Source organism: Chloracidobacterium sp. (assembly GCA_016720705.1).
Classification (GTDB): Bacteria; Acidobacteriota; Blastocatellia; order Pyrinomonadales; family Pyrinomonadaceae; genus OLB17.
In genome coordinates this window covers 2,083,458-2,097,865 of the sequence record JADKKB010000007.1, presented here as the reverse complement: position 1 = coordinate 2,097,865, position 14,408 = coordinate 2,083,458, and the positions used below count along the sequence as shown (strand labels likewise).

Below are 14,408 nucleotides of genomic sequence, written 5' to 3'. Positions count from 1 at the left end.
TGTCTGGTAACCACTTGTTCTCACAACCATTTCTCAGGAGGAACGTATGAAATTGAATTCCGGGATCGCTCTTTTTGTTTTGTTTGTCTGTTTTTCGTTGACCCCGGTTTTCTCTCAAACAACCGAATTTACTTACCAGGGCAGTCTGAAGGACGGTGCAAATCCGGCAACCGGCAACTACGATTTTGAGTTTGCGCTGTTCGACTCGCTGGGCGCAGGTTCGCAGATCGGATCGACACTGACACGGAGCACGGTCGCGGTCGCGGGCGGCGTATTTACGGTCAGCCTTGATTTCGGGGGCACACAATTTCCGGGAGCCAACCGCTTTCTTGAGATCAGGGTCAGAACTACAGGCGGGGGAGCATTTACCCTGTTGGCTCCGCGACAACAGGTCAACAGTTCGCCTTACTCGGTAAAAAGTCTTGCCGCAACTAATGCGGCCAACGCTCTACAACTTGGCGGAGTCAACGCAGGGCAATATGTCGTCACGACTGATCCGCGAATGGCCGACAACAGAGCTCCAACGGCGGGCTCAGCGAATTACGTCCAAAACACGACTAGCCCACAGGCATCAAGTAATTTCAACATCAGCGGCACAGGCATTGCGGGTATTTTCAGAGCCGGAACGCAGTACAATATTGGCGGCAATCGCATATTGAGCAATCTGGGGTCTGCTAATCTCTTTGCCGGTGTTGGTGCAGGCCAGGCAAATACGACGGGCGCCTCCAACTCGTTCGTCGGCTCATCTGCCGGTTACGTAAACACGACAGGCTTTAACAATTCGTTCGTCGGGTCGTCTGCCGGTTACGCGAACACGACGGGCTATTACAACTCGTTCTTCGGTGGGTCTGCCGGTTACGCGAACACGACGGGCAAATGGAACTCGTTCTTCGGCTCACTTGCCGGCGAATCGAACACGACGGGCGGTTCGAACTCGTTTTTCGGTTCGAATGCCGGCAAAGCGAACACAACGGGCGAGAACAACTTGTTCGTCGGCTATTCTGCCGGCAACGCAAACACGGAGGGTGGCGATAACTCGTTCGTCGGCAGGGATGCCGGTTACTCGAACACAACGGGCCTCGCTAATTCGTTTTTCGGCTCGGGTGCCGGGTACTCGAACACAACGGGCGGCTCGAACTCGTTCTTTGGCTATAATGCAGGCAAAGCGAACACGACGAGCTCCGGCAACTCGTTCTTTGGCAAAAATGCAGGCAACGCAACCACGACGGGCGACAACAACTCGTTCGTGGGGTCGTCTGCCGGTCAAGCGAACACGACGGGCTTCGGCAACTCGTTCGTCGGCAACAGTGCCGGTTACTCTAACACGACGAGCTATTACAACTCGTTCGTCGGCGTGAATGCCGGTTACTCTAACACGACGGGCTATTACAACTCGTTCTTCGGCTATGAGGCCGGTCAATCTAACACGACGGGCAAGGGCAATACCATCATCGGCATTGGCGCGGATGTATCGTCGGGCAACCTTTCAAATGTCACAGCGATCGGCTCCATGGCGATCGTTAACGCCAGCAACAAGGTGCGGATCGGCAACGCCGCCGTTACGGTCATCGAGGGTCAGGTCGCATATACCTTTTCGTCGGATAAAAACCTGAAAGAGAACTTTCTCGCCGTCAGCGGTAAGGACGTTCTGCGTAAGATCCGCGGGTTTAATATGACCAGTTGGAACTACATCGGCCAGGATGCTAAGTCGTTTCGCCATTACGGCCCGATGGCACAGGATTTCTACTCGGCTTTTGGCCGCGACGAGATCGGTTCATTCGGCTCGCCGACCACCATCAACTCCGGCGATATGTCCGGCGTGATGCTAGCCGCGATCAAGGAGCTGTCCACCGAGAACGAGGCACAAAAAACGGAGATCAGCGATCTGCTGAAGCAGTTCGAGGCACAGCAGGCCCGGATCGAAGGCCAGCAGAAGCTCATTGATAAACAGCAAGAGCAGATCAGCCAATTAATAATACTCGTGTGCGAATTGAGACCGGCCGCGAAAGGGTGTTCGCCCAGGTGAACATAGACTGAAGTCAATTTTTTTTGGGCGATATCTAAGGACATTTACGACAATCTACTCGGAGGATGGTTCTATGCGAAAGGTGATTCAATTATTTTTGGCGATGGTTCTTACCGTAATTTTATTCGGGGCGGCTTCGGCACAGACGACTGAGTTTACCTATCAGGGTAGCTTGAAAGATGGTGCAAATGCCGCAAACGGCAACTACGATTTTGAATTTGCGTTATTCAACGCTCTTTCGGGCGGAGCCCAACAGGGCTCGACTTTGACTCGAAACACTGTTGCGGTCGCTAACGGCACGTTCGCGGTAAAGCTTGATTTCGGCAGCCAGTTTCCCGGGGCAACCCGGTTTCTTGAGATCAGGGTTAAGCTTTCGGGCGGCATGGTTTATACGCCGTTGGCGCCGCGACAACAAGTCAATAGTTCACCATATTCGGTGAAAAGTTTGAATGCGGATAATGCGACGACCGCAACAAATGCTACGAATGCCACAAATGCGGTAAACGCGACGAACGCGGTGATGGCAACAACCGCGACAAATGCGACTAATGCTGTTAACGCGACCAACGCAACGACGGCCACAACCGCGACCAACGCCACGCAACTCAACGGGCAGCCATCGGCATTTTATCAGAACGCGGACAACCTCAACGCGGGCACCTTGAACGCTTCCCTTCTGCCGAACCCGCTTAGTCTGACAGGCGCGGCCTCTACGGCGATCATCAGCGGGACAAACAGTTCAACATTGTTCAATTCGGCGGGGGTGCGCGGCACTTCGACCGCGCTTAACGCCACCACGTACGGCGGATACTTTTTGAGCGAAAGCCTGGACGGGACCGGCGTGTACGGCAATTCAACGGCAGGTAGCGGCAACACCTACGGCGTGTGGGGCCAGAGCTCCAGCACGGACGGGGCTGGCGTGTTCGGCTGGGCGACTGGGGTAACCGGCTCTACCTTCGGCGTACGCGGTTTTGCCAGCAGCCCTACAGGATATGGGGTTTACAGTGGCGGCAACATGGGTGCGTCGGGCACCAAGTCGTTCCGCATCGACCATCCGAATGATCCCGCGAACAAGTACCTCCTCCACTACTCCGCCGAGTCGCCCGAGGTCATCAATTTCTATTCGGGCAAAGTGATCCTTGACAGCGATGGCACCGCTGTCGTCGAACTTCCCGCATACTTCGCATCCATCAACAAAGACCCGCGGTACACGCTGACCGCGATGGGGGCACCGATGCCGATGCTGCATATCGCCGAGGAGATCAGCGAAGATAAGCTCGCTGCCGGCGCAAAAGCGATGCCGGGCGAGGTAGTGCCAAAGGTTTCATTCCGCATCGCGGGCGGAGCTCCGGGGGCAAAGGTCTCGTGGCGTGTCGAGGCGGTCCGCAACGATCTCTGGATGCGAAACCGTGCGGCACCCGTCGAAACAGAAAAAGAAGGGCTGGAAAAGGGGACGTATCAGTACCCGGAGTTCTACGGCCAGCCAAAGGAGCGCGGCATGAACTACGAACCGGCTCGTGATGACGCCCTGCGTACAAAACAGGACCAGCGTCCAAAGACGCCCTGAGCTAAAAAACCGGATGCTGCCGGTACGAGTAAGAATTTGTTGGCGTCGTGCCTGTCAAGGCCGGCAAGGAACAGCAGGAGCAGATCGACGAGCAGAAAAAAACAATGGACAGACGACAAAACGAGATCGATGCTCTAAGACAGATCGTCTGCGAGCTGAGGCCGGACGCAACGGCATTATCGCCGAGGTCAACAATAGGTTGACGATGCGTGATTTTCGGAGCACTAGTGCGGATGACTCATTACAACTTAACGGAGGATTATGTTATGCGAAAGGTGATTCAATTATTTTTGGCGATGGTTCTTACCGTAATTTTATTCGGGGCGGCTTCGGCACAGACGACGGAGTTTAACTATCAGGGCAGTCTGAAGGACGGTGCAAATCCGGCAACCGGCAACTACGATTTTGAGTTTGCTTTGTTTGACTCGGTTGCTGCGGGTGGGCAGATCGGTTCGACACTGACGCGAAGCACGGTCGCGGTCGCGGGCGGCGTATTTACGGTCAGCCTTGATTTCGGGGGCACACAATTTCCGGGAGCCAACCGCTTTCTTGAGATCAGGGTCAGAACTGCAGGCGGCGGGGCATTTACGCCATTGACCCCGCGGTCACCGATAAACAGCTCTCCGTATTCGGTAAAAACACTGACTGCGGATAATGCGACCAACGCGACGACTGCCACAACAGCAACTAACGCATCCCAACTCGGCGGAGTCGCGGCAAACCAATATGTCGTAACGACCGACCCACGAATGACCGACGCCCGGGCGCCGATTGCGGGAAGCGCAGATTACATTCAAAACTCGGTTTTCCAGCAACCTACGAGCAATTTCAGCATTAGCGGAACAGGAAAGGCAAACACCTTTACGGCACTCACACAATTCAACATAGGATTGTCCCGTATTCTGAGTAACGGAGGAACGAACAATATTTTTGCCGGCGTCGGAGCCGGTGCAACAAACGCGACGGGGAGCAACAACTCGTTTTTCGGCCAAAATGCTGGTGCTGCAAATACGACTGGCAACAATAACTCATTCTTCGGCAGTGCTGGCGTCGCCACGACGACAGGCACCAGCAACGCATTTTTTGGACAATCGGCGGGCGGAAACAACATAACCGGATTTGCAAACACAATGATCGGGACCAATGCCGAGGTCACGGCTCCCGACCTCCAATTTGCGACGGCGATCGGAGCAAATGCCAGCGTCGCGACCAGCAATACCATCTCTCTCGGACGGAGTGCGGGCCAGGATTCCGTCAATATTCCCGGCATATTAAATGTCGCAGCCCAGTACAATATCGGCGGCATTCGCATGATCAGCTCGGCGGGAGACAACAACCTCTTTGTCGGTCGGGGAACGGGAGCCGCGAACGTAGTAGGCCAATCTAATTCCTATTTCGGCGACGAGGCGGGCCTTAGCAACAACGGGTTTCACAATTCCTTTTTTGGCGCGTCGGCGGGCCGAATGACAACGAGTGGTTTGGGTAATTCGTTCTTTGGTTCCGGGTCAGGCCAGTTGAATATCGGCGGCGAGAGAAATTCGTTTTTCGGCTATCTCACCGGAGCGTCAAATACCTCTGGCAATGTGAATTCGTTTTTTGGCGCAAATGCAGGCGACTCAAATACGATCGGCAGCCTAAACGCGTTTTTTGGATCGCTTTCGGGCGGTGCTAATACGACTGCGGGCAATAACGCCTTTTTCGGTGCACAGTCGGGAATGAAGAACACGACCGGCGGCAGCAACACTTTTGTCGGCGCCAATGCGGGCGTTGACAATCTCATCGGTTCCGATAATGCATTTTTCGGTTCGAGTGCCGGAAGTAATAATCTCGCCAGCCAAAATTCATTCTTCGGAGCCCTTTCGGGTCTGGCAAATACGACCGGTCTTCAGAATTCGTTTTTTGGTTACCGGTCGGGCAGCGCAAATACGACGGGCGTCGCAAACTCAGCCTTCGGTTTCTGGGCTGGCAATACGTCCACTACCGGCAGCAATAATGCCTTTTTTGGCAGTTTTGCAGGTTCTAACAATACAACAGGCGGCCAAAATTCTTCTTTTGGTGCCTTTTCCGGAGTCGCGAATACAGGCGGAAACTTTAATTCCTCGTTCGGATACGGCGCCGGCGTCAACAATCAAACCGGTAGTAGCAATTCGTTTTTCGGACGGAATGCGGGACAAAGTGCCAATTCCGGCGACAGCTCATTTTTCGGTGCCGAATCCGGCGCGAATACAACCGTCGGCGGCAACTCCTTCTTCGGCCGAGCGTCAGGGTTTGCAAATACGACTGGCGTCGGCAATTCATTTTTCGGATTTCGTGCCGGTGAGGCGAACACAAGTTCAGGCCTTAATTCGATGTTTGGCCATCTGGCAGGACAATCGACCACAGGCGGCGCAAATTCATTTTTCGGGGCGAATACCGGGGTCCTCAATACAACCGGGATCGTGAACTCATTTTTCGGAGGCCAGGCTGGTGAATCAAACATCAACGGCGGTGGCAACGCTTTTTATGGCTATTCCGCTGGGAGCGGAAATACGTCCGGCTCGTCCAACGTGTTTGTCGGAACTGCAGCCGGAAATACAAACGTCACAGGCAATAACAACACGATCGTTGGCAATAGTGCCGACGTTACGAGCGGAAATCTGACATATGCTACCGCTATCGGGGCAGATGCGGTCGCTAGTCAAAGCAACTCGATCTTTCTAGGGCGATCGAATGGCTCAGATTCTGTGCGAATTGCCGGCTCGACCGTTATCGATGGTACTCTCGTTATCGGTGCTCCCGGTGGAGCCGGGTCTACGTCGGTCTGCCTAAATGCCGCGAATCGTATTACTTTCCCGTGCTCTTCTTCGCTGCGGTACAAAACTAACATCAATCGATTCGGGTTTGGCCTCGATCTTGTCACACGCCTGAGCCCGATCACTTTCGACTGGAAAGACGGCGGTATGCACGATCTCGGCCTCGGTGCCGAGGATGTCGAGGCGATCGAGCCTTTACTCGTCACATATAACGCAAAAGGCGAGGTCGAGGGCGTCAAATACGACCGCATCGGCGTCGTGCTCGTCAACGCGGTCAAGGAACAGCAAAAAATGATCGAAAAACAGCAGTTGCAGATCGACTTGCAGGTTAAGCAGATCGCGGAGATGAAGGCTCTGATCTGTGCGGGAAATCGCCTGGTTAACTTTTGCAAAAAACCGTGAGCCAAAATGGACGGTTTCTACGCGTAGTCAAGGTAAGACAATAAAACGTCACTTTGACCTGATTTACCGAGAGAGACCAATATGACTAAACTGATCGCCACTACAATCTTGTTTGCCGGCCTGCTGCTTATGAACCAAGCCGTCTTTGCCCAATCGACCGAATTTACATATCAAGGAAGTCTGAAGGACGGTGCGGGTGCCGCAACGGGCAATTACGATTTCGAATTCGCCCTTTTCGATTCCCTAGCGGCAGGCTCGCAGATCGGTTCGACACTGACACGGAACACCGTCGCGGTCGCGGGCGGTACATTTGCGGTAAAGCTCGATTTCGGCAGCCAGTTTCCGGGAGCAACCCGCTTTCTTGAGATCCGCGTGCGGCTTACGGGCGGCGGGGCATTGACCACGCTTTCGCCAAGACAACAAGTAAACAGCTCACCGTATGCGGTTAAGAGCCTGAGTGCGGATACTGCCGCCACCGCCGCCAATGCCAATACGGCCGCGTCGGCTACCAATGCATTGAGCCTCGGCGGTGTGGCAGCGGGCCAATATGTCTTGACCGGCGATGCCAGACTCTCAGACGCTCGCAGTCCACTGTCCGGCAGTGGGAATTATGTTCAAAATACAACGGGCCAGCAACCGGCAACCAATTTCAATATTAGTGGAAACGGCACGGCGGGCGGCACGTTGTCCGGACAAAATGTTAATTCGACCTTCGAATACAGGCTTGGCGGACAACGATTCGCAAGTCAGGTCAGTTCAAATTTAGTGTTTGGCCTCGAAGCCGGTACGCCGAATGGCGGCCTCGCAAATACCTACGCGGGCTACCGGGCCGGACTTGGGGGAACGTCAAATACGTCAAACAACGCGTTTTTCGGAGCCAACGCCGGACGCTCGAATTTTCTGGGAAATGATAATTCGTTCTTCGGCAACGGTTCCGGCGAATTGAATTCGAGCGGCGGATTTAACGCGTTCTTTGGCAGCAACTCGGGAGCCGCCAATTCCAACGGAAACCGAAATGCGTTTTTCGGGGTGACCGCAGGCCGCGACAACACGCTTGGCAGCGACAACACTTTTGTAGGCGGGGCGGCGGGCCAGGCCAATCAATCTGGTAACAACAACTCGTTTTTCGGTAGCGTGGCCGGGACTGGAACGACGACCGGTTCGAACAACTCGTTTTTCGGTCGCGCGTCGGGGAATGTAAATGTCTCGGGAACCTTCAACACGGCGATCGGCGACGGAGCAAATGTCGGCTCGGCCAACCTGAACTTCGCCACCGCCATCGGGGCCGGTGCCATCGCGTCGGCCAGCAACACGATCGCGCTCGGAAGAAATGCAGGCCAGGACACCGTCGTTGTTCCGGGAACTCTTTCCGTGACGGGATCGATCAACGGCACGGTCTCACATGCGACCAACGCGGACAATGCTATAAATGCAACAAACGCGATCAATGCTAGCAACGCTACCAACGCAGCAAATGCCGCACAACTCGGCGGCGTCGCCGCGAATCAATTTGTGCAGACTAACGACGGCCGGCTGACCGATGCGAGATCGCCGCTGCCGGGAAGCTCAAATTACATTCAAAACGGCACATCCGCACAAGGGACAAGCAATTTCAACATCAGCGGAACGGGTACCGCGAATGTCTTGAACGCCGCAACACAATTCAATATCGGCGGTAGCCGCGTGCTGAGCGTGGCGGGCACCCACAATCTATTCGCAGGTTTTGGTGCGGGCGCCGCGACTACTGCGGGAATTTGGAACTCTTTCTTCGGAGAATCGGCGGGATCCTCAAACACGAACGGTTACGACAATTCGTTTTTTGGGGGAAACGCAGGATCCTTAAACACGAGCGGTAACTTTAATTCGTTTTTTGGGGAAGGCTCCGGAGCAACAAACACGGGAGGCAATAAAAACACGTTAATCGGTGCGAACTCAGATGTAGGCGTCTCTTTTCTTACCAACGCAACCGCTATCGGAGCAAACGCAAGAGTGGATCAAAGCAATTCGCTTGTTTTGGGAAGCGTAAATGGCTTCAACGGCGCGACCTTCGATACAAATGTCGGCATCGGCACAACCTATCCCCGCTACAGGCTTCATGTCGTCGGGGAGAACGTAAGGGTCGAGGGCAACACGACGGCGATCTTTCCACGTTATTCGCTTAACTTCACGGGCGGCGCGGTGGACGCAAAAAAATGGCAAAACTATGCGACAACAAACTCTCTCACCTTTACCGCATTAAATGATGCCGAGACTTCCGAAACGGGGTGGTTGACGGTCAATCGCGCCGGTCCCGCTATCACGAGCATCTCTTTTCCGAATGGAAATGTTAACATCGGCACAGCAAACACTCCTGACAAGTTAGGAGTCAACGGAACGATGAGCTTGGGAGCATTGGGCTCCGCCGGATCAACGGCTCTCTGTCGCAACGTCCAGAATCAGATCTCGACCTGCTCATCTTCGCTGAGGTACAAGACTAACATCAGCCGATTCGATTTCGGTCTGAACCTGGTCAATCAACTCAAACCAATAACATTCGACTGGAAAGACGGCGGAATGCACGACCTCGGCCTCGGCGCCGAGGACGTCGCGGCGATCGAACCTTTGCTCGTCACCTACAACAAAGACGGCCAGGTCGAGGGCGTCAAGTACGACCGTATTGGTGTTGTTCTAGTAAACGCCGTCAAAGAACAGCAATCCCAGATCGAAGCACAGGACGCGAAGATCAAGTCGCTTGAGATGCAGTTAGAGGCATTTAAGGCTCTGGTCTGTTCACAAAACCCGTCGGCGGAGGTTTGCCGGGCTAGGAATTAGAAGGAATCGTTATGAAGAAACTCAGTTTGATAATCGCGTGTTTGGTGTTGACCGTTTTGGTAGTCAGCGTTGCCCGATCCCAGTCGGGCGGCAGTTTTACGATCACCAAGTCGGTGATAGGCGGAGGCGGGGGGCGAACTGCGGGCGGGGCTTTCACGCTCGACGGCACGATGGGCGAGGCGGTCGCCGGGACGACATCGACTGGCGGGTCATTTAACCTGACGAGTGGTTTCTGGGGCGGCGGCGGAAATAACGCAGCCAATGTGCGTTCGCCGTTCGACTTTGACGGTGATTCCAAAACCGACATTTCGATCTTCAGGCCGGGGCCGGGTGAATGGTGGGTGTTGAACAGTTCGAACGGCGGCAATTTTGCGACGCAGTTCGGAGCCTCGACCGACAAGATCGTGCCGGTGGACTTTACGGGTGACGGCAAGACGGATGTCGCGTACTGGCGGCCTTCGACCGGGTTTTGGTTTGTGCTGAGAAGCGAGGGATTTTACATTCTACGGATTCCCGTTCGGTGCCAACGGCGATGTGCCTGCACCGGCGGATTATGACGGCGACGGCAAGGCGGACGCGGCGGTATTCAGGCCTTCGACGGCGACGTGGTATATCAGTCCATCGACCGGCGGCACGACCATACAGGCGTTCGGCATTCCGACCGATCTGCCGGTCCCTGCGGATTACGACGGCGACGGCAAGGCCGACATCGCTGTCTGGCGTCCGACCGGCGTGAGCGGTGCTGAGTGGTGGATACTCAAGAGCTCGGGCGGTTCTTTCGCCACCCAATTCGGCCAACCGACCGACAAGGCCGTTCCCGGAGACTTCACCGGTGACGGCAAGACGGATGTCGCATATTGGCGGCCATCGACCGGACAGTGGTTCGTGCTTAGGAGCGAGGATCTGACGTTCTATGCGTTCCCGTTCGGCACCATTGGCGATATTCCCGTTCCCGGCGACTACGACGGCGACGGCAAGACCGACGCCGGAGTCTATCGCCCCTCGACCCTCAATTGGTACATCAACCGCTCCACTGCCGGCGTCCTGATTCAGCAATTCGGCATCGCGGGCGATACGCCGCTACCGAACGCGTTTGTGCGTTGATCGAAACGCCTAACTGAATGGCCAGAGGCGGTTCGACGTGCCCCCATTTTGGTGCAGCCCTCACGGAAAATAGAGGGTTGGTTTGTGGGGGCCTTAAATTGAGGAGCCACCGTGTCCCTAGTCGCTTTTAGGTGGGCGATACCTCGTAGATCCTGATTCGATTGCTCAGAAGCAAGACAGTTTGGGGGCGGGAGCCTTCACAACGACAATGCCGACGGGCGAATCTCAAATTACGCATTGCTCTGAATTTGCTTGTCGACAACAAAATGCCGTGTTGCCATCAGCCAGATGGAATTCTAGACTACAATATGGCTTCGATGGCAGCCATCGTTTGATTGTTCCTTGAGGAAGCACGTATGATCCGTTTGATTGCCGCCCTTGCTCTTTTTTCGCTTGTCTTTGTGGGTATGACCGTATCGCCGGCACCGGCCCAGGACAGACGCGATCCATCCGATTCAAAATTCCGTGAAGCGCCGTTCGCTCCGTCTTCGCAAATCAACTTCATCGGTGCCGCGGGAACCCCGCGTTTCGGCGATACAGTGACCGTGCTTCCGAACGGAAACATTGTTGTAACCGCCCCCGACTACGATATTCCCTCAGGCGCAAACGATGTCGGGGCGGTTTTTTTGTTTAATGGCGTGACGCTCGCGATGATTAGTAGGTTGAACGGAAGCACGGCAGGTGATTTGGTCGGCAATAATGGAGTAACCGTATTAACCAACGGCAATTTCGTCGTCAGAAGTCCAAATTGGAACAATCCATCACCTGTGATAGCGGAGGTCGGTGCGGTAACGTGGTGTAATGCAACGACTGGCTGCAGCGGTGCGATTTCCGGCGCCAATTCGCTCATCGGTTCGACGGCAAGCGATCTTGTGGGCATTGATGAAATGACGGTCCTAACCAATGGCAATTATGTCGTTCGCAGTCAGTATTGGGATAATCCGGCACCTGCCACATTGGATGTTGGAGCGGTAACCTGGGGGAATGGCACAAGCGGCACGTCCGGGTTAATTTCTATTTCAAATTCGCTCATCGGCAGCACAGAAAATGACCTTGTCGGCGTGAACGCGATAACGACCCTTACCAACGGCAACTATGTCGTCAATAGTCCGTTTTGGGATAATCCGGCACCCGCGATAGTAGATGTTGGAGCGGTAACCTGGGGAAACGGCACAAGCGGTACGGTCGGCTTGGTCTCGATCTCAAATTCGCTAGTTGGCGCCACGGAAAGCGATAGTGTCGGCAATGGTGGAGTAACGGCATTAATGAGCGGTAATTATGTTGTCGGCAGTCCGAATTGGGATAACCCGGCACCCGCGATACTAGAGGCAGGAGCAGTAACCTGGGGGAACGGCTTTGGCGGCGTTAGGGGCTTGGTGTCAATTAGTAACTCACTCATCGGCGGCACGGAAAACGATCGGGTCGGCATCGGCGGAATAACAGCATTAACGAACGGCAATTATGTTGTTAGCAGTTTTGCTTGGAACAATCCGCTATCGCTGATAACAAATGCGGGTGCGGCAACCCTTGGGAACGGTGCAAGCGGCACCGCCGGATTAGTTTCCGCTTCAAACTCGCTAATCGGCGTGAAGGTAAATGATTGGATTGGTCTTGGCGGCGTCACGGCGTTAACGAATGGCAATTATGTCGTCCGCAGTCCAAATTGGGATAATCCGTCACCCGCGATATCGGATGTCGGAGCGGTAACCTGGGGAAATGGGGCAAGCGGCACAGTGGGGATGGTTTCCGCCTCAAATTCGCTGATCGGCGGCACGGCAAATGATTATGTGGGCAATAGCGAAGTAACGGCATTAACGAATGGCAATTACGTTGTCGGCAGTCCGAATTGGGATAATCCGTCACCTGCGATATTGGATGTCGGTGCGGCAACTTGGGGCAATGGCACAGGCGGCACGGTCGGGTTAGTTTCTGGGTCGAACTCGCTGATCGGCAGCACGGCGAGCGATTATGTCGGCATTTTCGGATTAGCGGCATTAACGAACGGCAATTATGTCGTCCGCAGTAGGAATTGGGATAATCCGGCACCTGCGATCGCGGATGTGGGAGCGGTAACGTGGGGAAACGGCACAGGCGGTACGGTCGGCTTAGTTTCCGTCTCAAATTCGCTGATCGGCGGCACCACGGGCGATTTTGTCGGCTTTTCCGGGTTAACGGCACTAACAAACGGAAATTATGTCGTAAGCAGTCCGAATTGGACTAATCCGTCACCCATGAGAACTAATGCCGGGGCAGTAACCTGGGGAAATGGAACAACCGGCACGGTTGGTCTGGTTTCCGTTTCAAATTCGCTGATCGGCAGCACGACGGACGATTTTGTGGGTGGATTCGGAGTGACGGCATTAACGAATGGCAATTACGTTGTCAACAGTACGAGGTGGGATAATCCGGCAGTCTTCATATCGGATGTCGGTGCGGTAACTTGGGGGAACGGTGCAAGCGGCACCGTCGGATTAGTTTCGGTCTCAAATTCGCTGATCGGTAACACGGCTGACGATTATGTGGGCAGTTCAGTATCGGCATTAAACAACGGAAATTATGTTGTCAACAGTGCGTTTTGGGATAATCAGACACCGATTAGAACGGATGCTTCAGCTTATACCTTCGGCAACGGTGCGATCGGTACGGGCGGCCCGATTACTGACGGAGCCTTTGGCGGCAACAGCGTCGTCGGGCACGTTACAAACGGCACGAATACATTTGCCTTTGATGCCACACGCAACCGTTGGTTTGTCGGGCACGTTGAACAAAATTTCGTCTCCGTTCTGTTCTTTGACACGACCGCTATTGCGGACGGCGATATTAATAATCCCGCCAACTGGTCGAACGGTCTTCCTAACGGTTTGGTTACCGGGATCATTCCGAGTGGGCGGTCAATGACTATCAGTTCGGTGATGAATATCGGACAGATCCAGGTGCAGTGCGGCGGAAATTTAACGGGCGGTTCAAGTTCGGCATATATTGTCGGGAGCGTCCGCCGTGATTTCTGTGGAGCTGTGAACGAGAGTTTCACTTATCCGCTTGGCGACCAGAACAACTATTCACCGCTGACCGCTACGAATGTAAACGGATCCGGCAGTCTGACGGCGACCGTTTCGGACAATTTCCTGATCGGCCTGCCGCAAGCTCTGTCGCTATCGCGATTCTGGTCTCTGACTGGGTCCGGAATCACGACGGATCTGACCTTTAACTATACAAACTCGGACGTCAACGGCACGGAATCAGGCTATCGGGCATTTAAGCGAAGCGGTTCGACGAATCTGACGGTTGAAGCGACTCCGTCGAGCGTAAACGCGGCGGCTAAGACGTTCACCGTGACCGGCGTATCGCAATTCTCGGATTGGTCGGCGGGTCCCGCACCACTCGCCCCAACCGCCGCCGGCGTGACCGTCGCGGGTCGCGTCCTTACATCGTCCGGTCTCGGCCTGCGAAACGCGGTCGTGACCATTACGGACAGCCAAGGCGTCATCCGCCGTGCGGTCACGAGTACATTCGGGTATTACCGCTTTGACGATGTCGAGGTCGGCGGAACCTACACCGTCGCGGTCCAGAGCAAGCGGTTCCAATTTACTCCGCAGATCATCTCGCTCAACGATGCCGTCGATGCCCTGGATTTTACGGCTCAGTAGGCAGAATTTTGCAGGCAACTAACGGCCCCGGGTTTGAATGCCCGGGCCTTTTTTGTCTT

7 protein-coding genes are annotated in these 14,408 nt (G+C 54.7%); all 7 read left to right on the top strand.

Features of this window, described 5'->3' with window-relative positions:
• Positions 1–46 precede the first annotated feature (46 nt).
• Positions 47–2,026: a tail fiber domain-containing protein gene (locus tag IPQ00_16390; protein ID MBL0242144.1), complete on the top strand. Its 1,980-nt coding sequence runs from the start codon at positions 47–49 to the stop codon at positions 2,024–2,026.
• 73 nt (positions 2,027–2,099) lie between these two features.
• A complete protein-coding gene (locus tag IPQ00_16385) occupies positions 2,100–3,593 on the top strand; it encodes a hypothetical protein (GenBank protein ID MBL0242143.1) in 1,494 nt (497 codons plus the stop codon).
• A 266-nt stretch (positions 3,594–3,859) separates the two neighbouring features.
• On the top strand, positions 3,860–6,787 hold the full coding sequence (locus tag IPQ00_16380) for a tail fiber domain-containing protein (GenBank protein MBL0242142.1): 2,928 nt from the start codon (positions 3,860–3,862) through the stop codon (positions 6,785–6,787).
• An 81-nt stretch (positions 6,788–6,868) separates the two neighbouring features.
• Complete coding sequence (locus IPQ00_16375) at positions 6,869–9,598, top strand: tail fiber domain-containing protein (protein ID MBL0242141.1); 2,730 nt, start codon at positions 6,869–6,871, stop codon at positions 9,596–9,598.
• An 11-nt stretch (positions 9,599–9,609) separates the two neighbouring features.
• The gene (locus IPQ00_16370; protein ID MBL0242140.1) at positions 9,610–10,155 is read left to right on the top strand and encodes a VCBS repeat-containing protein; all 546 of its coding nucleotides are present in this window, start codon (positions 9,610–9,612) and stop codon (positions 10,153–10,155) included.
• The gene (locus IPQ00_16365; protein ID MBL0242139.1) at positions 10,133–10,702 is read left to right on the top strand and encodes a VCBS repeat-containing protein; all 570 of its coding nucleotides are present in this window, start codon (positions 10,133–10,135) and stop codon (positions 10,700–10,702) included. The genes IPQ00_16370 and IPQ00_16365 overlap by 23 nt, the downstream gene beginning before the upstream one ends.
• Positions 10,703–11,058: 356 nt before the next feature.
• On the top strand, positions 11,059–14,349 hold the full coding sequence (locus tag IPQ00_16360) for a carboxypeptidase regulatory-like domain-containing protein (protein MBL0242138.1): 3,291 nt from the start codon (positions 11,059–11,061) through the stop codon (positions 14,347–14,349).
• Positions 14,350–14,408 lie beyond the last annotated feature (59 nt).

Coding starts and splice junctions, on each gene's coding strand:
- IPQ00_16370 (MBL0242140.1), top strand. CDS start 9,610: ATGAAGAAACTCAGTTTGATAATCGCGTGTTTGGTGTTGACCGTTTTG.
- IPQ00_16360 (MBL0242138.1), top strand. CDS start 11,059: ATGATCCGTTTGATTGCCGCCCTTGCTCTTTTTTCGCTTGTCTTTGTG.
- IPQ00_16390 (MBL0242144.1), top strand. CDS start 47: ATGAAATTGAATTCCGGGATCGCTCTTTTTGTTTTGTTTGTCTGTTTT.
- IPQ00_16380 (MBL0242142.1), top strand. CDS start 3,860: ATGCGAAAGGTGATTCAATTATTTTTGGCGATGGTTCTTACCGTAATT.
- IPQ00_16385 (MBL0242143.1), top strand. CDS start 2,100: ATGCGAAAGGTGATTCAATTATTTTTGGCGATGGTTCTTACCGTAATT.
- IPQ00_16375 (MBL0242141.1), top strand. CDS start 6,869: ATGACTAAACTGATCGCCACTACAATCTTGTTTGCCGGCCTGCTGCTT.